The organism is Bordetella genomosp. 5, from assembly GCF_002261475.1.
In the GTDB taxonomy this organism is placed as follows: Bacteria; Pseudomonadota; Gammaproteobacteria; order Burkholderiales; family Burkholderiaceae_B; genus Bordetella.
Map to the genome: position 1 here is coordinate 147,349 of NZ_NEVN01000013.1, position 19,827 is coordinate 167,175.

The 19,827-nt window shown below is 67.8% G+C and carries 19 protein-coding genes; 12 read left to right on the forward strand and 7 right to left on the reverse strand.

Going from position 1 to position 19,827, the window contains the following annotated elements:
- Nucleotides 1–26 precede the first annotated feature (26 nt).
- The gene (gene def / locus CEK29_RS21630) at nt 27–539 is read right to left on the reverse strand and encodes a peptide deformylase (RefSeq protein ID WP_094804640.1); all 513 of its coding nucleotides are present in this window, start codon (nt 537–539) and stop codon (nt 27–29) included.
- Nucleotides 540–690: 151 nt separating this feature from the next.
- Nucleotides 691–1,941 carry a kynureninase gene (gene kynU / locus CEK29_RS21635; protein WP_094804642.1) on the reverse strand — a complete coding sequence of 417 codons (1,251 nt, stop codon included), beginning with the start codon at nt 1,939–1,941 and terminating at the stop codon, nt 691–693.
- A gap of 136 nt (nt 1,942–2,077) precedes the next feature.
- Here kynU and CEK29_RS21640 point away from each other — a divergent pair, with 136 nt between their 5' ends.
- The 4 genes from CEK29_RS21640 to CEK29_RS21655 all read left to right on the forward strand — a co-directional run bounded on the left by CEK29_RS21640 (nt 2,078) and on the right by CEK29_RS21655 (nt 5,528).
- Entirely contained in the window at nt 2,078–2,560 is a 483-nt protein-coding gene (locus CEK29_RS21640; RefSeq protein WP_094859306.1) for an Lrp/AsnC family transcriptional regulator, read from the forward strand.
- A 128-nt stretch (nt 2,561–2,688) separates the two neighbouring features.
- Entirely contained in the window at nt 2,689–3,822 is a 1,134-nt protein-coding gene (gene dprA, locus CEK29_RS21645) for a DNA-processing protein DprA (RefSeq protein WP_094859307.1), read from the forward strand.
- A 214-nt stretch (nt 3,823–4,036) separates the two neighbouring features.
- Complete coding sequence (locus CEK29_RS21650; protein ID WP_094859308.1) at nt 4,037–4,945, forward strand: hydroxymethylglutaryl-CoA lyase; 909 nt, start codon at nt 4,037–4,039, stop codon at nt 4,943–4,945.
- A gap of 103 nt (nt 4,946–5,048) precedes the next feature.
- On the forward strand, nt 5,049–5,528 hold the full coding sequence (locus CEK29_RS21655; protein WP_094804648.1) for a hypothetical protein: 480 nt from the start codon (nt 5,049–5,051) through the stop codon (nt 5,526–5,528).
- Nucleotides 5,529–5,596: 68 nt separating this feature from the next.
- Here CEK29_RS21655 and CEK29_RS21660 read toward each other — a convergent pair whose 3' ends face one another.
- Nucleotides 5,597–6,613, reverse strand: a complete 1,017-nt coding sequence (locus CEK29_RS21660) for an amino acid ABC transporter substrate-binding protein (protein ID WP_094859309.1) — start codon at nt 6,611–6,613, stop codon at nt 5,597–5,599.
- A gap of 146 nt (nt 6,614–6,759) precedes the next feature.
- Nucleotides 6,760–8,001 (reverse strand): aminotransferase-like domain-containing protein, encoded by a 1,242-nt coding sequence (locus CEK29_RS21665; RefSeq protein ID WP_094859310.1) that lies wholly within the window; start codon nt 7,999–8,001, stop codon nt 6,760–6,762.
- A 351-nt stretch (nt 8,002–8,352) separates the two neighbouring features.
- Here CEK29_RS21665 and CEK29_RS21670 point away from each other — a divergent pair, with 351 nt between their 5' ends.
- Both CEK29_RS21670 and CEK29_RS21675 read left to right on the forward strand, forming a co-directional pair.
- Complete coding sequence (locus CEK29_RS21670; protein ID WP_094859311.1) at nt 8,353–9,057, forward strand: YggS family pyridoxal phosphate-dependent enzyme; 705 nt, start codon at nt 8,353–8,355, stop codon at nt 9,055–9,057.
- Nucleotides 9,058–9,165: 108 nt separating this feature from the next.
- Nucleotides 9,166–10,152 (forward strand): Bug family tripartite tricarboxylate transporter substrate binding protein, encoded by a 987-nt coding sequence (locus tag CEK29_RS21675; RefSeq protein WP_094804656.1) that lies wholly within the window; start codon nt 9,166–9,168, stop codon nt 10,150–10,152.
- A 36-nt stretch (nt 10,153–10,188) separates the two neighbouring features.
- On the opposite strand, the gene CEK29_RS21680 is transcribed toward CEK29_RS21675, so the two are convergent.
- Entirely contained in the window at nt 10,189–10,686 is a 498-nt protein-coding gene (locus CEK29_RS21680) for a copper chaperone PCu(A)C (RefSeq protein WP_094804658.1), read from the reverse strand.
- 38 nt (nt 10,687–10,724) lie between these two features.
- Complete coding sequence (locus tag CEK29_RS21685; protein ID WP_094804660.1) at nt 10,725–11,624, reverse strand: LysR family transcriptional regulator ArgP; 900 nt, start codon at nt 11,622–11,624, stop codon at nt 10,725–10,727.
- A 189-nt stretch (nt 11,625–11,813) separates the two neighbouring features.
- On the opposite strand from CEK29_RS21685, the gene CEK29_RS21690 reads away from it, so the two are divergent.
- Nucleotides 11,814–12,446 (forward strand): LysE/ArgO family amino acid transporter, encoded by a 633-nt coding sequence (locus tag CEK29_RS21690; protein WP_094804769.1) that lies wholly within the window; start codon nt 11,814–11,816, stop codon nt 12,444–12,446.
- 225 nt (nt 12,447–12,671) lie between these two features.
- Complete coding sequence (locus CEK29_RS21695) at nt 12,672–13,580, forward strand: LysR substrate-binding domain-containing protein (RefSeq protein WP_094859462.1); 909 nt, start codon at nt 12,672–12,674, stop codon at nt 13,578–13,580.
- Here CEK29_RS21695 and CEK29_RS21700 read toward each other — a convergent pair.
- Nucleotides 13,577–14,326 carry an SDR family NAD(P)-dependent oxidoreductase gene (locus tag CEK29_RS21700; RefSeq protein WP_094859312.1) on the reverse strand — a complete coding sequence of 250 codons (750 nt, stop codon included), beginning with the start codon at nt 14,324–14,326 and terminating at the stop codon, nt 13,577–13,579. The two genes, CEK29_RS21695 and CEK29_RS21700, sit on opposite strands and share 4 nt — an antisense overlap.
- A gap of 160 nt (nt 14,327–14,486) precedes the next feature.
- On the opposite strand from CEK29_RS21700, the gene CEK29_RS21705 reads away from it, so the two are divergent.
- From CEK29_RS21705 to CEK29_RS21720, 4 genes are all read left to right on the forward strand, one after another.
- A complete protein-coding gene (locus CEK29_RS21705; RefSeq protein ID WP_094859313.1) occupies nt 14,487–15,410 on the forward strand; it encodes a LysR family transcriptional regulator in 924 nt (307 codons plus the stop codon).
- A gap of 319 nt (nt 15,411–15,729) precedes the next feature.
- A complete protein-coding gene (locus CEK29_RS21710) occupies nt 15,730–16,893 on the forward strand; it encodes an ABC transporter substrate-binding protein (RefSeq protein ID WP_094804665.1) in 1,164 nt (387 codons plus the stop codon).
- A gap of 135 nt (nt 16,894–17,028) precedes the next feature.
- A complete protein-coding gene (locus tag CEK29_RS21715; protein ID WP_094804667.1) occupies nt 17,029–17,901 on the forward strand; it encodes a branched-chain amino acid ABC transporter permease in 873 nt (290 codons plus the stop codon).
- A gap of 3 nt (nt 17,902–17,904) precedes the next feature.
- Nucleotides 17,905–19,827, forward strand: coding sequence for a branched-chain amino acid ABC transporter ATP-binding protein/permease (locus tag CEK29_RS21720; RefSeq protein ID WP_094859314.1), 1,923 nt, complete (start codon nt 17,905–17,907; stop codon nt 19,825–19,827).

Here is a 19,827-nt window from a genome sequence, read left to right on the forward strand (position 1 = left end):
TTTTGGCATGCAAGAGGGGAAAGCCCTCAGGCGCGCAATGCTTCGCGCTCGGCTTTCTTGATGCGGGTCTTGATGCGGTTTTGCTTGAGCACCGACAGATACTCGACGAACACCTTGCCGTCGAGGTGATCGATTTCGTGCTGCACACAGACCGCGAGCAGGCCTTCGGCCTCGAACTCGTACGACTGGCCCTGCTCGTCGAGCGCCTTGCAACGGATGCGGGCGGCGCGCTTGACCTCGTCGTACACGCCGGGCACCGACAGGCAACCCTCTTCGTAGACCTGCAGCTCGTCGCTCTTCCAGGTGATCTCGGGATTGATGAGCACGCGCAGTTCGTTGCCGTCTTCGGAGACGTCGATCACGATCACGCGCTCATGCACGTCGACCTGGGTCGCGGCAAGCCCCACGCCCGGCGCGTCGTACATGGTGTCGGCCATGTCGCGTACGAGCTTGCGGATGCGGTCGTCGACCACGGCCACGGGCTTGGCCACTTTGTGCAAGCGCGCGTCGGGGTAGCGGAGGATGGTGAGCAAAGCCATGGAATGTCGGTCTGGCCGAATAATCAGCGGTAAGACCACATGATAATTCATTCGAAACCGGCAATCTAATAGTTTTAGGCTAAAACCCGCTTAGCCTGGGGCGCGACGCGGGGACGCATGCGCATCCCGCGTCGCCGCCCCTCGCCGGCACTCAGGTCACGGCGGCCCGGGTGCGGAACTCGGGCTTGTCCCAGGCGCGGCTGTCGAGCACGTCGCGCAGGATCTCGACCGCGTCCCAGACATCGGCATAACTGAGATACAGCGGCGTGAGACCGAAGCGCAGCAGCTCGGGCTCGCGGTAGTCGCCGATCACGCCGCGCGCGATCAGTGCCTGCATCACCGCATAGCCCTCGGGGTGCAAAAAGCTCACATGACTGCCCCGGCCGGCGTGCTCGCGCGGCGTGACGAGCGTGAGAGGGTGATCGGCGCAGCGCGTCTCGACCAGCTCGATGAACAGATCGGCCATCGCCAGCGACTTGGCGCGCACATCCTGCATGTCGGCCTCGAGCGCGAGGTCCAGGCCGCATTCCACCAGCGACAGCGAGATGATGGGCTGCGTGCCGCACAGGAAGCGCCGGATGCCCAGCGCCGGATCGTAGCGGTCGGACATCTCGAAGGGGTTGCTGTGGCCCCACCAGCCCGACAGGGGCTGCCAGAAATGATCCATGTGACGCGGCGCGACCCACAGGAACGCGGGCGAGCCGGGGCCGCCATTCAGATATTTGTATGTGCAACCCACGGCGAAGTCGGCGCCGTCGGCCGTGAGTGCCAGCGGCACCGCGCCGGCGGCGTGGGCCAGGTCCCAGATCACGAGCGCGCCGCGCTCGTGCGCCAGACCCGACACGCGCGCCATGTCGTGCATCGCGCCGCTGCGGTAGTTCACGTGCGAGAGCAGCAGCACGGCGGCATCGGCGTCGAGCGCGTCTTCCAGGCTGAGATCGGCATCGATCAGGCGCAGCTCGTAGCCCTGCTCGAGGAAGTCGATCATGCCCTGGATCATGTACAGATCGGTGGGGAAGTTATCGCGCTCGGACACGATCACTTTGCGCGACGGCTGGTCGCGCTGCTGGATGCGCAGGGCGGCCGCCAGCACCTTGAAGATGTTGAGCGAGGTGGTGTCCGTGACGACCACTTCGCCCTCGTCGGCGCCGATCAGCCGTGCGAGCTTGTCGCCCAGGCGCGAGGGTGCCTCGAACCAGCCGGCGGTATTCCAGCTGCGGATCAGGTCGTTGCCCCATTCGCGGCCGATCACTTCGGCGGCGCGCGCGGCTGCCGTGCGCGGCTTGGCGCCCAGGGAATTGCCATCGAGGTAGATGACACCGGGGGGCAGTTCGAATCGGTCTTTCAGGCCCGCGAGGGCATCGGCGGCGTCCAGCGCCAGGCAATCGTCACGCGTTTTCATCTCGACCTCGAGAGCTTGGAACGAAGACTATGGTATCAGCGCGATGAACCAAAAAAATTGCAAACTCCACGTGACGAACGGCGTTTCTTGCACGAAAATTCGAGCACTTCGGGATTTGGAAAAAGAATCTTGCATCATGCAGCTCGACATCATTGATTGCCGCATTCTCAACATTCTTCAGGCCGACGGCCGCATCTCCAATCAAGACCTGGCCGACCGCGTCTCGTTGTCGCCCTCGGCCTGTCTGCGGCGCGTGCGCGCGCTCGAAGAAGGCGCGGTCATCCGCGGCTATCGCGCCGTGCTCGACACCGCCCAGCTCGGCGCAGACTTCGAAGCCTACGTGCATCTGTCGCTGGATCAGTCCGAGCCGGGCTGGAACGAAGCCTTCGTGGCACGGCTGGACGCGCTCGAAGAGGTGGTGCAGGCCAGTATCGTGACCGGCGCGAGCAACTACATCCTGCAGGTGCGCACGCGCGACCTGGCGGCGTTTTCGACCTTCGTCGTCGACAAACTCAACGGTATCCGGGGCGTGCGCGACATGTGCTCGCATATCGTGATGCGCAAGGTCAAGGACAGCAGCGGCACGATCGCGCTCGCGGAACCCCCCGCAGGCGGCTGAGCGCGCCGCGCCACCGGAGCTGCCCCGCGCTCGAAGCGCGACAGGGCTGGCACGCCGACGCCTGCCGCCCGCGCGGCGGCCTGCTACGCTTGCCGCCTGACCCCGGACTTCGCCCCACCGGCTTTCCCATGCCCCTCATCCATACCCCTGCCGAACTCTCCGCCTGGCTGCGACTCTCGCTCGAGCCCGGCGTCGGTCCGGCCACCGCCTGTCAGCTGCTCAGCGCCTTCGGCCTGCCACAGGACATCTACGCGCAAGGCGCCGCCGCCCTGGCGCGCCAGCTGCCCCACGAACTGGCCCGTCAGCTGGCGGGGGCGCCCTCCGCCGACACGAGCGCGCTCATCGAACGCACGCTGCTGTGGGCGAGCGAGCCCGGCCATACCGTGCTGACCCTCGCCGATCCGGCCTATCCGCAGGCCCTGCTCACCATCGCCGATCCCCCGGTGCTGCTTTACGTCACCGGCAACACCGACTGCCTGAATCGCCCCGCCCTGGCCGTGGTCGGCGCGCGCAACGCGACCGCGGGCGGCACCGACAATGCGCGCGCGTTCGCGCAGTATCTGGCGGGACGCGGCTGGTGCGTCGTGAGCGGGCTGGCCCTGGGCATCGACGCCGCCGCGCATGACGGTGCGCTGGCCGCGGGGCCGCGTGGCGCCGGCACGATCGCGGTGCTGGGCACCGGCATCGACCGCGTCTATCCGGCCGCCAATCGCGAGCTCGCGCATCGCATTGCGCAGGGCGGCGCCCTGCTGTCGGAATTTCCGCTTGGTGTCGGCGCGCAGGCGCACCATTTCCCGCGCCGCAACCGGCTCGTGGCCGGCCTGGCCCGCGGCGTCCTGGTGGTCGAAGCGGCGCGTCAGAGCGGCTCGCTGATCACGGCCCGGCTGGCCGCCGAGAGCGGCCGCGAGGTGTTCGCCATTCCGGGCTCGATCCATTCGCCGCTCGCCCGCGGTTGCCATCAGCTGATCCGCCAGGGCGCCAAGCTGGTCGAAACGGCGCAGGACATCACCGACGAACTCGGCACGCCCAACCCGGCCGCGACAGGCGCTCCCGACACCGCCGTCGCCCTGCCGCCGCTCGCGCCCCATCTCGCGGCCCTGCTCGACGCGCTGGGCTACGACCCGGTGCATCCCGACACGCTGGCCGAGCGCACCGGACTGCCCATGCATCATCTGCAGGCGCAGCTGAGCGAGCTCGAGATCGCCGGCCTGGTGGAGCGTGAGGCGGGCGGTGCGTTTCAACGACGCGCACCCGGCGGCTGAGCGGATTTCGCGCCGGCCGTCTTGCGTGCGCGTCGAGCCTGTATCGACCGCGCGGCGCGCAGGGCCGCCCAGGTGAGGCCACCTCGGCGGCCGCCTTCGACCTCTGCCCCTCACGCTGTACCGGCCGGGCTGTACCTCGCCGCTGGCCGCGCATCGGACTACTATAGTCAGATCAAGAACCGCGCCGACCACGGCGCCTGCCCCAGGAAGAGACATGGCATTGCCCACCCGCGTGAAGATCGTCGAGGTGTCGCCCCGCGACGGCCTGCAGAACGAAAAAGCATTCGTCCCCACCGAGATCAAGGTCGAGCTGGTCGACCGACTCAGCGCCGCCGGCTTCCCCAACGTCGAAGCCGCCTCGTTCGTGTCGCCCAAGTGGGTGCCGCAGATGGCCGATGGCGCCGACGTCATGGGCCGCATCGCGCGCCGCCCCGGCACGATCTACTCGGTGCTCACGCCCAACATGAAGGGCTTCGAGGGCGCGCTCGCCGCGCGCGCGGACGAGATCGTGATTTTCGGCGCGGCCAGCGAGGCCTTCTCGCAGAAAAACATCAACTGCTCGATCGCGGAGTCGATCGCGCGCTTCGAGCCGGTCGTGGCCGCCGCCAAAGAAGCCGGCCTGCGGGTGCGCGGCAGCATCAGCTGCGCACTGGGCTGCCCCTACCAGGGCGAGGTGCCGGTGGAGGCCGTGCTCGACGTGGCGCGCCGCTACGACGCGCTGGGCTGTGACGAGATCGACGTGGCCGACACGATCGGCGTGGGCACGCCGCGCCGCGTGCGCGAGGTGATGAGCGCGGTGACCGCCATCGTCGACCCCGCGCGCATCTCCGGCCACTTCCATGACACCTATGGTCAGGCGCTGGCCAACATCCTGGCGGCGCTCGAGACCGGCGTGCCGATCTATCACGCGTCGGTCGCCGGCCTGGGCGGTTGTCCCTATGCCAAGGGCGCGACCGGCAACGTCGCCACCGAAGACGTGCTGTACATGCTGCGCGGACTCGACATCGACACCGGTATCGATTTCGATGCGGTGGTCGATATCGGGCAATGGATGGCGGCCAATCTGGAGCGCAAGGGCTCGAGCCGGGCCGGCAATGCCATCGCCGCCAAGCGCGCGGCCTGAGTCCGCGTCGGCGCGTGTCGCCAAAGGCACGTAGAATGCCTCGTTCGTGCGCCGATCTACCGTCAACGGCGCCCACCCGCCCGACACGCCACCGACCCGGCCCATGACCTCTCCCTTTGCAGCCCCCACCGCCGAAGAACACCAGGCCCTCCTGAGCGAAATCGGCCCGCTTCCGCTCTCCGGACAGGCGTGGCCCGACTGGGTGCGCATCCTGGCCTGGGTCATCCTGGCCGTGATCGGCGTGCAGATCGTCACCACCGCCATCCGCCTGCCGCCCGAGCAGATGAACTCGGTGCTGGCCGGCACGGTGATCCTGTGCTTCCTGGGCCTGGCCGTGGTGTGCTGGAACATGCAGGTGTCGGTCACCACGATCGACGACAAGGGCCTGCGCCAGACCTGGATCACGCGGCGCGAAGTGGCCTGGCAAGACATCCATTTCGCCAAGTTCGTGCCGCTGCTGTTCTCCAAGCGCCTGGTCGTGTTCACGCGCCGCGGCCGTCCCATCGTGCTGCAAGGCGGCACGCGCGAGCTGCAGGTGGCCTTCGCGCGAATCTCGCTGCTCTATCGACGCAAGCCGGTCTGATCGCACCGGCTTCGCATACGACAAGGGCGCCCGAGGGCGCCCTTGTTGCATGCGCGAATCGCGCGGGATCAGCGGATCGGCAGTGCGTACATCAGGCCGCCGTCGGTCCACTGCGCGTTCAGGCCGCGGCGGATCTTGAGCGGGCTGCCCTGGCCGACGTTGCGCTCGAAGCTCTCGCCGTAATTGCCCACCTGCTTGACGATGTTGTAGGCCCATTTTTCGTCGAGACCGAGGTTCTTGCCGGCGCCGGGCGTCACGCCGAGGATGCGGCGCACGTTGGGATTGTCGCTCTTGAGCTGCTCGTCGACATTGGCCTGGGTCAGGCCGTATTCCTCGGCTTCGATCATGGCCGAGAGGGACCAGCGCACGATGTTGAGCCAGGCGTCATCCCCCTGGCGCACGAAGGGGCCGAGCGGTTCCTTGGAGATGATCTCGGGCAGCACGAGGTAGTCATCGGGCTTCTCGAGCTTGGAGATGCGGATGGACGACAGGCCCGAGGCATCGGTACTGAAGACGTCGCAACGGCCGGTGGCGAAGGCATTGACGACTTCGTTGAAGGTCTCGATCACGACCGGCTTGTAGCTGACCTTGTGGGCCCGCGCCCAGTCAGCCAGTGTGTTTTCGTTGGAGGTGCCGGTCTGCAGGCAGATGGTGGCGCCGTTGAGATCCTTGGCGCTCTTCACGCCCAGCGACTTGGGCACCATGAAGCCCTGACCATCGTAGAAATTGATGCCGGCGTGGATGATGCCCAACGCGGTATCGCGCTGCTGCGTCACGGTGGTGTTTCGCGTCAGCACGTCCACCTCGCCCGATTGCAGCGCCGTGAAACGCTGCTGCGAATTGAGCGGCACGATCTTGATCTTGCTGGCGTCGCCGAACACGCTCGCCGCCACCGCGCGGCACAGGTCGACATCGAGGCCGCGCCACACGCCCTGGGCGTCGGGGGCCGAGAAACCGGCGAAGCCGGTGGTGGTGCCGCACACCACTTCGCCACGCTTTTTCACCACGTCCAGCGCCGCGCCCTGCGCCACCGGCGCCAGGCCCAGCGCCAAGGCCACGGCGGCCACACTCGTTGCGATCTTCATGCTCGTCTCCGTAATCCGACTGGGCGCACGATGGCGCCAGGAAAGTGCGCAAGCTTAACGAGAGTGTCCGGGCCGGCAAAATAACTGGCGGCGCATCGCTTATAACCACCGGTTGCGCACGCAACCGGTGGCGCGCGGCGGCGGAATCAGGCCGCCAGCGAGATCGAGACCGGCGCGTTGGCGGCGCAGGCGTCGAGTGCGCGGCCCAGCCGCACGATGCCCAGGGCGATGCGCTCTTCGTCCATCGTGGCGAACGACATGCGCATGGCATGCAGATCGGCCTGCTCAGGATCCGGGTAGAACGCCTTGCCCGGCACATAGACCACCTCGTGCTCGATAGCGTACGGCAACAGACGGGTGGCGTCGATCTCGCCGCTCAGGCGGGCCCAGAAGAACATGCCGCCTTCGGGCTTCTTGAAGATCACGCGGCCGGCGAGCTCGCGCTCGAGCGCCTGGGCCATCGCGTCGCAGCGCGCGCCATAGGCGGCGCGGATACGCGGCACATGCACGGCATAGCGGTCGTTGGCCAGATACTGGGCCACCACTTCCTGGACCCAGGCGGAGTTGGCCATGTCATCGGCCGACTTGGCACCCACGCAGCGACGGCGCACTTCGGGCGGCGCCACGAGCCAGCCGATGCGCAGCGCCGGCGCCATGGTCTTGGACATGCTGGAGATGTAGACCGCCCAGTGGCGCGCCTCGCCTTCGGCCAGCGCGGCGATCGGCGGCACGGTTTCGCCGGCGAAACGCAGCTCGCCGTAAGGGTCGTCTTCGACGATCAGGAAGCGGTGCTTGACCGCCAGCTCGAGCAACCGCAGGCGGCGGGCCCGGCTGATGGTGGCGCCGCACGGGTTCGAGAACGAGGCCACCACGCACACCATCTTGGGCTTGACGCGGGCCGCGAGCTCGTCGAGCGCGTCGACGTCGATGCCGTCGGGGCCGGACGGCACCGTATGCACGGTTGCGCCGGTATAGCGCAGCGCATTCACCGAGTTCGGAAACGCGGGGCTTTCGATGATGGCGGTGTCGCCGGGCTGCAGCATCACGCGGGCCAGCAGCGCCATGCCCTGCTGCGAGCCGCCGGTGACCACCAGCTCGGTGTCCGGATCGCAGATCAGGCCACGCGCGGCCGACAGGCGGGCCAGCTCGTGGCGCAGGCTGGCCTGGCCATCGATGTTGGAATACTGCAGGCAGGCGCCCAGCCGGCCCAGCACCTGATTGGAAGCGGTGGTGAGCCCCTCGATATCGAAGAGCTCCTGCGCGGGATAACCGCCCGCGAGCGATACCGTGCCCGGCCGCATGGCGTAGGGCATGAGGGATCGGATGGGCGCGGAAGGGGGGGTCTGGAACGGGGTGGCGAAGGCGTACTCGGGCGCTGCGATGGACATGGCGTGACGAGGAGTCGTGGTGAAGGCGTGCGCGCGCCGCGTGTCCGGGGCCCGGCAGGGTGCCGGCGCCCGCGAACACCACGGGCTGTGAAGGCGCCGCGGGTGGCGCGCACGCGGCCCACGGGTCGGACTGCCGCCGGCCATGCAGGATCTGCGCGCTGCGCTGGGCGGCTGCGCGGATCGCCGCTGTCTCCGTCGGCTTAAAACCTTGAAATATAAATAAATATCCGGGGATTCTAAGCCTGGCCCAAAGCCAGGGTCAACGCGCCTTGCGGCCCCCTCGTGGCGCTGGGCCTACACTATGAAGACCTCCGGCAACCCGCCGGCATCGTCCTTACTCCGATCGCATCCATGACTGCAGCAGATTCCATGGCCCAGCGGCTGGCCGCCGTGCAACACCGTATCCGTCAGGCCTGCGCCCGCGCCGGCCGTCCCGAGGACAGCGTGGCGCTGCTCCCCGTGAGCAAGACCTTCGATGCCGACGCGGTGCGCGAAGCGCACGCGCTCGGGCTGACCCGCTTCGGTGAAAACAAGACGCAGGAGATCCGTCAGAAGGCGGCCGAACTCGAGTCCCTGGCGCTGCGCTGGGTCATGATCGGCCATCTCCAGACCAACAAGGCCAAGGACGTGGCCCGCGACGTGGCCGAGCTGCAATCGCTCGATCGCGTCGAACTCGCCGACGCCCTGCAGGCCAGGCTGGCCAGCGCCGAGCGCATGCTCGACGTGCTGGTGCAGGTCAAGACCTCGCCCGAGCCCAGCAAGTTCGGCCTAGCGCCGGAAGACCTGGGCGACTTTCTTGCGCATCTCGCACACGCCTGCCCGGCGCTGCGCGTGCAGGGCCTCATGACGATGGCCACCAACACCGACGACGAGGCCGCCGTGCGGGCCTGCTTCCGGCGGCTGCGCGAGCTGCGCGACGCGCACCGCAGCGACGCCGTGCCGCTCGCGCGGCTGTCGATGGGCATGAGCGGCGACTTCGAACTGGCGATCGCCGAAGGCTCGACCGAGGTGCGGATCGGCAGCGCCATCTTCGGCGCGCGCCATTACGACACCTGAGAGACGGAGGTCTCGCGAAGCGGCGGCAACCGGCGCATAATGGCGGCGCACTGACACAACAAGCCGATGCCCAGCCATCGGCGCCATAACCCCGCACGAGGAGACTTCATGCCCACGCTCATCCAGCGTCTGGCGGCGTTCGCCGCCCTGCCGGCCGCCGCCCTGGCGCTCACCGCCACCCATACCGCCCAGGCGCAATCCTGGCCCGCGCAGCCGATCCGCTGGATCGTGCCCTATCCCGCGGGCGGCGGCGCCGACGTCGTCGCGCGCACCGTGACCGCCGGCCTCGAAAAATCGCTGGGCCAGACCATCGTGGTCGAGAACCGTCCCGGCGCGGCCACCATCATCGGCGCCACCGCGATCTCGCAGGCCGAGCCCAACGGCTACATGATCGGCACCGCCGACTCCGGCACGCTGGCCTTCAACCCGTCGCTGTACGCCAAGCTCAGCTACGACCCCGCCAAGTTCACCTACGTCGGCGGCCTGGCGCGCTTTCCGCTGCTGCTGGCTGTCAACGTGAATTCGAAGTTCAAGACCGTGGACGACGTGATTGCCGCCGCGCGCAAAGAGCCCGGCACGCTGAGCGCGGCCTCGGCCGGCGCCGGCTCCCCGCACCACCTCGCGCTCGAGCTGTTCAAGCAGCGCGCCAACGTGAACGTGCTGCACGTGCCGTACAAGGGCGCCGCGCCCGCGATCCAGGATCTGCTGGGTGGCCAGGTCGACCTGATGTTCATCGACCTCGCCGCGGGTCTGCCCAACGTCAAGGCGGGCAAGCTGCGCGTGCTGGCCGCCGCCACGCCGCAACGCCTCAAGGTCCTGCCCGACGTGCCCACCATGGCCGAGCAGAACATCGCCGACTTCACCGCCTACGCCTGGCAAGGCGTGGTCGGCCCGGCCGGCTTGCCGCAGACGGTGGTCGACAAGCTGTCCGCGGATCTGGCACAGACGCTGAAGACGCCGGCCGTCGCGCAAAAGCTCGAAGACATGGGCGTCGAGCCCATGCCGCTGTCGCCGCAGGAATTCAAGACCTACGCCGAACGCGAGCGCGCCACCTGGGCCGAGGTCATCAAGAAGGCCGGCATCAAGCTGGAGTAAGGGCGGCAGGCCCTGCCTGCCGCAACCCCGGGCGTATCAGTGCTTCATGCCGTGACCGCCATGGCCCGCGGCGCCGCCGGGGTTGTGCGCGATCGGCTTGACCTCGAACTGCACCTGCACCTCGCCCGCCTTCTCGAAGCGCAGGGTGGCCGGCACCTTGGCGCCTTCGGCGAACGGCGACTTCAGCTTGAGGAACATCACGTGATAGCCGCCCGGACGCAGCTTGACCTCACCGTCGGCCGGCACCGGCACGCCTTTCTCGAGCTCACGCATCTTGGCCACGCCGTTTTCGGTGACCACCTCGTGCAGCTCCACGCGCTCGGCGACGTCGGACGTGACGGACAGCAGGCGATCCTCGGCCTTGGCGTCGTTGTCGATTTCCATGTAGCCCGCGCCATTGGCCTGCCCCGGCGCGCTGGCGCGCACCCACAGGTCGTCGATCTCGATCTGGCCGACCTTGAAATCGGCGGCGTGGGCCAGGCCCTGCGCGCCCAGAGCCAGCATGGCGGCCAGTGCGAAACTGCGGATCTTCATGGACGTCTCCTGATGCAATGCTCCGGCGAGGGAGCGGGTTAGCGCCGCCGCACCAATGCGCGGGCGGCAGCCAGGACCGAATCGGTCAAGGCCTCCATCGCTTGCGAGTTTACCCGCCAATGTTGCCAGTACAGCGGCACATCCTCTGCGGCACGTTGTCGCAGCGGCACCATGCGGCCGGCATCGAGATCCTCCTGCACCAACGGCAGCGGATTCATGGTCCAGCCCAGGCCGCCCAGCGTGGCATGCACGAAGGCGCGCGTGGACGGCACCCACCAGATGGGCGGCTGCCACGCGGCCTTGCCCATGATGCGCCGGGCGAAGCGCGCCTGGAGGCCGTCCTTGCGGTTGAACACGATGACGGGCGCCTGCGCCAGCGTGCGCGCGTTCACGCCCTGCGCGAAATGCGCCGCGTGGAACGCCGGCGAGCAGGTGGCGACGTAGCGCATGCTGCCCAAGGCATGGATGCGGCATCCCTGCACCGGCTCGGCCAGCGTCGTGACCGCGCCCAGCACCGCGCCATTGCGCAGCAACGCCGCCGTATGGTCCTGGTCTTCGGACTGCAGATCCAGGGTCGCGCGCGAGGCCTGCGAAAAGCGCACCGCGGCGTCGACGAACCAGGTTTCGAGGCTGTCGTGGTTGACTGCCACCGGAATGCTGGCCGGCGCCATGTCCTCGTCGGCCACGCCCAGCCGATGCAGGGCCTCGTGCTCGAGCAGAGCCGTCTGTTCGGCCAGCTGCACCAGCACCTGACCGTCGGGCGTGGCGCGCGCGGGCACCGTGCGTTGCACCAGCAGCCGGCCGGTGCGGTCTTCGAGCGCCTTGATCCGCTGCGAGACCGCCGAGGGGGTGACGCTGAGCGCGGCGGCCGCGCGCTCGAAACTGCCCTCGCGCACCACCGCGGCGAGTGCGCGCAGATGTCCGTGGTCGACCCGCATCCTGTCTCTCCCTGGCCGGCGGCGGCACACCGCTCGCCGGCTCATCGCGTCCGCTGCCGGCAGACCGATTAAGCTTTGCTTAATATGGTTAAAGGAAATTAGCTGTATTTCAGCTCTTCAGCGCGCGAGAATACCTGCATTCCAGCCGTGCGCCCAGCACGGCTTGTTCATTTGCAGTGGCAGGTCTCCATGTTCACCCTCTCCTCCCCCGCTTTCTTCACCGCCTGGTCCAGCGGCGCGGCCACCGGTCTCGGCCTGTTCGCCGTGGTCGGCGCCCAGAGCGCCTTCATCCTGCGCCAGGGCCTCATGCGTGCCCATCTGCTCAGCATCCTGGCCGTCTGCGCGGTCATCGATGCGGTGTTCATCTTCAGCAGCGTCTGGGGCCTGCAGGTCCTGACCGAATGGTTTCCCAGCCTGACCCAGATCGTGCTGTGGTTCGGCGTGAGCTTTCTCGCGTGGTACGGCGTGCAATCGGCCAGGCGCGCGTGGCGTGGCGGCAGCCTCGCCGCCTGCCGCGCGGCGGTCCCGTCGCGCGGTGCCGCGCTGCTCGGCGCCATCGGCTTTTCGCTGCTCAATCCGCATTTCTGGCTCGACATGATGGTGGTCGGCTCGCTGGCCCACGGCTTCGACGACGCCCGCATGGCCTACGCCAGCGGGGTCCTGTGCGCCAGCCTGCTGTGGCTGGCCGTGCTCGGCATCGGCTCGCGTCTGTTCGCGCCGCTGTTCAACGACGCTCGGGCCTGGCGGGTGCTGGATGGCCTGATCGCCCTGGTGATGGCCGGCCTGGCGTTCTCGCTGGCACGCGGCGGCCTGGCCGGCTGACCCGGCAGGAGGTCACGGGGCGGCGTGCGCGGCCTGCGCGGCCCGGCCCGGCCTGCGCGGCGCGGCCCGGCCTGCGCGGCCCGGCCCGGCCATCCTGGTCCGACGCCTTCACCGGCGTCTGCGTCACTATCGTTTTCCCCGGGGTGCGGGCCTGCACCCCGTTTCTATAATGGCGCGACCTCAACCACCGCCTGCCTGCGCGCAGGCACCGTGCGTGCTATGTCCATGCGCGATCCCCGCGATGTCCGCCTGCCCCCGCTCGCTGCCATCCAGGCCTTCGAAGCCGTCGCCCGTCTGGGCTCTTTCGAACGCGCCAGCGCCGAGCTCGGCGTCACGGCCAGCGCGGTCGGCAAACGCATCGGCGCCCTCGAGACTCTGCTCGGCACGACGCTGTTTTCTCGTGGCGGGCGCGGCGCGGCCCTCACCGCCGCGGGACGCGAATACCTCGAACAGGTGCGCAGCGCGCTCGGGCTGCTCTCGGCGGCATCGCTGCGCGCGCGCAGCGAGCCCGCGACCGAGCCGCTGCGGGTGGTGTCCACGCCGACCTTCGCGCGGCAGGTGCTGATCCCCTATCTGCCCGAATTCACCGACAGCCATCCGCACGTCGACCTCGAGATCCTGCTGTCGGTGCCCTATCTGGAAATCACGCCGCCCAACGCGGATCTGTGGATACGCTTCGGCAACGGCCACTATCCGGGCCTGCATGCGGAACGCCTGACCGACGACGCGGTGTTCCCGGTGTGTTCGCCCACTTATCTCAAGCGCCATGGGCCGTTCGAACGCCCGGCCGACCTGGCGCGCGCCGCCCTGCTGCGCTGCCCCATGGAGCCCTGGCGCCCGTGGTTCGATGCCGCCCGCCTCAATTGGCCCGAGCCCGCGCGCGGCGTCTGGCTGGTGGATCTGGGCATGATGCTGGCCGCCGCGCACGCCGGCCAGGGCGTGGCGCTGACACGCCGCACGCTGGCCGCCGAATGGCTGGACGAACGCAAGCTGGTGCGCCTGTGCGGCACGAGCTCGCCGGGCGGGTCGCAGTATTACCTGTGCACCGAAGCGCGCAAGGCGCTGCAACCCGGTGCCCGCGATTTCTCGTACTGGCTGCACAAGCTCTGCCAGCGCGTCTCGGCCTGGCCTTAGACCTGCGCCATGCCGCCGTCCACGAAGAGCTCGACGCCATTGATGAAGCTGGCGGCGTCGGACGCGAGGAACGCTACGGCCTTGCCCACTTCGCCGGGCTCGCCCAGACGGCCCAGCGGGACCTGCGATGCCAGATGGTCGAACAGACCCTGGCGCTGCGAGGCGTCGACCAATCCGCCCAGACCCGGCGTGCGGATCGGGCCGGGGCTCACCACATTGACGCGGATGCCGCGATCCTTGAGGTCGAGCGCCCAGGAGCGCGCGAAGTTGCGCACGGCGGCCTTGCTGGCGCTGTAGACGCTGAAGTTGGCGGTGCCCTGGATCGAGACGGTGGAACCCGTCAGGATCACGGCGCCACCGTCCACCAGCAGCGGCAAGGCCTTCTGCACGGTGAACAGCACGCCCCGCACATTGCTGCCGAAGATGCGGTCGAAGTGCTCCTCCGTGATGGCGCCCAGCGGCATCATGTCGCCACCGCCCGCACTGGCGAACAACACATCGAGCCGGCCGACATCGCGCGCGATCCGCGCATACACCGTATCGAGGTCCGCCGGCACGGCCGCGTCGGCGCGTATGCCCGTGGCCGCCGGTCCGATGGCGGCCACGGCCGCATCGAGCTCGGCCTGGCGGCGGCCGGTGATGTAGACCCGGGCGCCCTGCGCCACGAGCTCCAGCGCGGTGGCCAGGCCGATGCCCGACGTGCCGCCGGTCACGAGTGCGATTTTTCCTTGGAGTGCGTTCGTCATGATGGTTTCCTTTGATTCGAGGGATCGAGGTTCGCGTCGCCGCCCGGTTCATCCGCTGCGGTGCAAACGCCATGACTGAACTCTATGCCCGCCCGAACCATCCATAACCGGCTAAGATCGAAAAGATTATCCATACCTATAGACAATCTAGCCCATTGCCATGGACCAGCTCCTCGCCATCCGCACCTTTGCCCGCGTCGTCGAGGCGGGCAGCTTCACGCGCGCCGCCGATTCACTCGACATGCCCAAGGCGACCGTCAGCAAGCTGGTGCAGGATCTGGAGGCGCACGTCGGCGCCAGGTTGCTGCATCGGACCACGCGGCGCCTGTCGGTCACGCCCGAAGGCAATGCCTATTACGAGAAGACCAGCCGTCTGCTGAAAGAGCTCGACGACATTGATTCGGCCTTCAATGCCGAGCGCGGCCGCCCTCGGGGCGCGCTGCGCATCGACGTGGGCTCGTCGACCGCCACCGATGTTTTGATCCCGGCCCTGCCCGACTTCATGGCGCGTTACCCCGACATCCGCATCGACCTGGGCGTGTCGGACCGCGCGGTCGATCTGATCGGCGACAACGTCGACTGCGTGATCCGTGGCGGCCCGCTCGACGATTCGTCGCTGGTGGCGCGCGCGATCGGACAGGCCACCCTGATCACCTGCGCGACGCCGTCTTACTTGAAGCAGTTCGGTGTGCCCGCCTATCCCGACGAGCTGAAGAACGGACATCGCCTCATCAGCTACGTCTCCACGCGCAACGGCCGGGCCATGCCCTGGCGCTTCGAGCGCGACGGTCAGAAAACCGAGTTCAAGCTCGAGCATCGTCTCGGCGTCAATGAGAGCAACGCCCATCTGGCCGCCTGCCGGGCCGGCCTGGGCCTGGTCCAGACATTCACCTATTGCGCCGCACCCGCGCTGCGCAGCGGCAAGCTGGTCGAGGTGCTGCGCGCGTGGCGGCCAGCCGCCTACCCGTTCCATGTGGTGTACCCGCAGAACCGCCATCTCACGCATCGGCTGCGGGTGTTCATAGACTGGCTGGCGGCGGCGTTTCCGGCGCGTATCGACCCGACCGTCTCGGCCGCGCGCTGACGCGCCCCCCTCCGGCCGGACCGTCGCCGCACCGGTCCGGGTCGCTTGCGCGCGCAACCATCCCCGCACGGATACAGATCAGCGGGCGCGGTGCGCCCGTATACGGAAAATAATTCCGCCCTCGCCGGAATTAGTTTCCCGCCCGCGCCGTCAGGCGTAGGGATTTACGCGATAAGACGCACAAGCATAAGTTTCGCGTAAGCATTTCGGCACAAAGTAAGCCGCACATAAAAAGGAGCGCGCCCGATCTCGCAGCAACCCCGCCGCCAGGCGCCGGCACCCGTTTTTCATGCAGTTCATTAGATATAACGGAGACATCATGGATTTTCGTTTGAAGCTGCTTGCAGGAACTCTGGTTGTTGCCCTGTCGACCGCGGCACACGCGGCCGATCCCATCAAGATCGGCGTGGCCGGCCCCTTCACGGGCGGCTCCTCCTCCATGGGCGTGAGCATGCGCGACGGCGTGCGCCTGGCCATCGAAGAGATCAACAAGAACGGTGGCGTGCTGGGCCGCCAGCTCGTCGCGGTCGAGCGCGACGACGAAGCCAAGAATGAACGCGGCGTGCAGATCGCCCAGGAGCTCATCAACAAGGAGCAGGTGGCGGCCACGGTGGGCTACATCAACACCGGCGTGGCCCTGGCCTCGCAACGCTTCTATCAGGACGCCAAGATTCCGGTGATGAACAACGTGGCCACCGGCAGCGTGATCACGCACCAGTTCAAGGCGCCCGAATACAAGGACAACTACGTGTTCCGCAACGCGGCGCACGACAGCATCCAGGCGCCGATGATCGTCGAAGAGGCGATCACGCGCCGCGGCTTCAAGAAGGTCGCCATCCTGGCCGACTCCACCAACTACGGCCAGCTTGGCCGCGAGGATCTGGAGAAGGCTTTGGCCGCCAAGGGCATCAAGGCCGTGGCCGTCGAGAAGTTCAACATCAAAGACGTCGACATGACGCCGCAGCTGCTGAAGTCGAAGGCGGCGGGCGCCGAAGCCGTGCTCACCTACGGTATCGGTCCCGAGCTGGCGCAGATCGCCAACGGCATGGCCAAGCTGGGCTGGAAGGTGCCGATGGTGGGCAGCTGGACGTTGTCGATGGCCAACTACATCGACAACTCCGGCACCAACGGCGAGGGCGCGCGCATGCCGCAGACCTTCATCCAGGATCCGGACACGCCCAAGCGCAAGGCGTTCATCGACGCCTATCTGGCGAAGTTCAAGCCCAAGAACAACCGGATCGATTCGCCGGTGTCGGCCGCCCAGGGCTATGACTCGATCTACCTGCTGGCCGCCGCCATCAAGCAGGCCAACTCGACCGACGGCGTGAAAGTGCGCGAGGCGCTCGAGAATCTGCAGACGCCGGTCGAGGGCGTGGTCATGACCTACAACAAGCCGTTCTCGCACGACAACCACGACGCCATCACCCCCAAGGAAGTCACCATCGGCGAGGTCAAGGGCGGTCGCGTGGTCAAGGCGCAGTAACCCTCCCATCCGCTCCCGCAGCCACGGCAGCAAGCGCGTCGCCCGTCCGGCATCGTCCGGCGGCGCGGCCGCGCCCTGGCGGTCCGGCCCATCGCGCGACGGCGATGGGCGCGTTTTCGATCGGCGCACATCACGATGATTCTTCTACAGCTCATCTATAGCGGCATCGCGCTCGGCATGATCTATGCCGTCATCGCGTTCGGCTACCAGCTCACTTTCGCCACCTCCGGCACCCTGAATTTCGGTCAGGGCGAATCCCTCATGCTCGGGGCCCTGGTCGGGCTCACGCTGGTGGGGCTGGGCGTGAACTACTGGGTCATGATTCCCATCGTGTGCCTGTTCGGCTTCGCGCAGGGCGCGTTCGTCGAACGCGTGGGGGTGCGGCCGGCCATCAAGACGCGCTCCGAGTTCGGCTGGATCATGGCCACGATCGCGCTGGGCATCATCTTCCGCAACGTGGCCGAGAACGTCTGGGGCCGTGACGACCTGCGCTTCCCGTCGCCCCTGCCCGAGGCACCGATCTCGCTGCTGGGCGCCAATGTGCTGCCCATGGAACTGCTGGTGGTGTTCGGCGCACTCGCCATGATGCTGCTGGTCGAGCTGTTCAACCGCAAGTCCATCTACGGCAAGGCCTTCGTCGCCACGTCGAACGATCGCAGCGCCGCCGGCCTGATGGGCATCAACACCGGGCTGATGATCACCTTCTCGTATGCGATGTCGTCCCTGACCGCCGCGTTCGCCGGCGTGCTGGTGGCGCCGCTCACGCTGACCGGCGCCACCATGGGCGCCGTGCTGGGCCTGAAGGCCTTCGCGGTCGCCATCATCGGCGGGCTGTCCAGCGGCATGGGCGTGGTGGTGGGCGGCCTGATCCTGGGCATCGCCGAGACCACCACCGGCTTCTACCTCTCGACCGGCTACAAGGACGTGCCCGGACTGGTGCTGCTGTTGCTGGTCCTCGCCTTCAAACCCGCCGGCCTGTTCGGCAAGACCGCCATCAAGAAGGTGTAAGCCATGAAACCGTTGCATCTTGCGCTTACCACCGTGGGGGTCGTGTGCCTGGCCGCCATTCCGCTGGCCATCACGAACACGTACTACCTGCACCTCATCGAAACCATCATGATCTACGCGATCCTGCTGTTCGGGCTCGACATCGTGGTGGGGTATACCGGCCAGGTCTCGCTCGGCCATGCCGGCCTCTTCGGCATCGGCTCGTACGTGGCGGGCGTGCTGTTCTTCCATCTCGGCATGCCGATCTGGGTCACCGTGCCCGCCGCCATCGCGGTGGCCGCGGTGTTCGGCGCGGTGCTGGCCCTGCCCGCCCTGCGCGTCACGGGGCCGTACCTGGCCATGGTGACGCTGGCGTTCGGCACCATCATCCAGATCCTGATCAACGAGATGACGTTCCTCACGGAAGGCCCGCTCGGCATCAAGATCAACAAGCCCTCGATCGCGGGCCATGTCCTGAGCCGGCAGGAATACTTCTGGCTGGTGGCCCTGATGCTGGTGCTGGCGCTCATCGTGGTGCACCGCATCCTCAAGTCGCACCTGGGCCGCTCCTTCGAGGCGCTGCGCGACAGCCCGATCGCGTCCGATTGCATGGGCGTGTCGGTGTATCGACACAAGGTGATCGCGTTCGTGATCAGCGCCGGCTTCGCCGGGCTGGCGGGCGCGCTGTACAGCTACTCCGAACAGTACATCTCGCCCAACACCTACAACTTCGAACTCACGATCCTGTTCCTGCTCGCCATCATCATGGGCGGCCGCAAGACCCGCACCGGCGCGCTGCTGGGCGCGTCCATCATCGTGCTGCTGCCCAAGATGCTCGATGACATCGGCACCTTCCGCATGATCGCGCTGACGGTCGCCATCGTGGTGACGGCCGGCTGCGCGCTGGCCGTGTCGCGCGGCCAGGTGGCGCCGCGCCGGGTGGCCGTGCCGGTGGTGGGCACCATCGCGCTCGCCGTGTTTTCGTACTGGCTCGAGGCGCTGACCGACTGGCGCCTCAGCATCTTCGGGCTGATGATCCTGTTCGTGGTGTATTACCTGCCCGATGGCATCGTGGGCTTCGTACGGCAGCAGTTCTTCTCGACGCGGCGCGCGGCGCTCAAGGTGCGCCAGGAGCTCGCCGACCACACCGAAGCCGTGCCGCAGGCGGGCGCCGGTGCTGCCGAAGAGCTGCTGTCGGCGCGCGGTGTGCTGATGCAGTTCGGCGGCCTCAAGGCCCTCAATCAGGTGGATCTGCACGTGCGCCGCGGCACCATCCACGGCCTCATCGGACCCAACGGCTCCGGCAAGAGCACCATGATGAACGTGCTGACCGGCATCTACATTCCCACGGCGGGCAGCGTGGAGTTCGGCGGCAAGTCGCTGGTGGGCAAGACCCCGGCCGACATCGCCGCGCATGGCGTGGCGCGGACCTTCCAGAACGTCCAGCTGTTCGGTGAGATGACGGCGCTGGAGAACGTGCTGGTCGGCCTGCACCACACCTTCACCACGGGGCTGGCCAACATCGCGTTGCGCACCGCGCGCTGGAAGAACGAAGAGCAGCGTGCGCGAGCCCGCGCGCTGGCGCTGCTCGAGTTCGTGGGTCTGGACGGGCTGGCCGACGAGGAGGCGCGCAACCTGCCCTACGGCAAGCAGCGCCTGCTCGAGATCGCGCGCGCACTCGCGCTCGACCCGCAGCTGCTGCTGCTGGACGAGCCCGCCGCCGGCCTGACCGCGCCGGACATCGCGGAGCTGCTCACCATCATCCGCAAGGTGCGCGACCACGGCATCACGCTGATCCTGATCGAGCATCACATGGACGTGGTGATGGGCGTGTGCGACACCGTGTCCGTGCTCGACTTCGGCCAGAAGATCGCCGAGGGCCTGCCGGCCGAAGTCCAGGCCAATCCCAAAGTCATCGAAGCCTATCTGGGCGGCGCGCAAGCATAA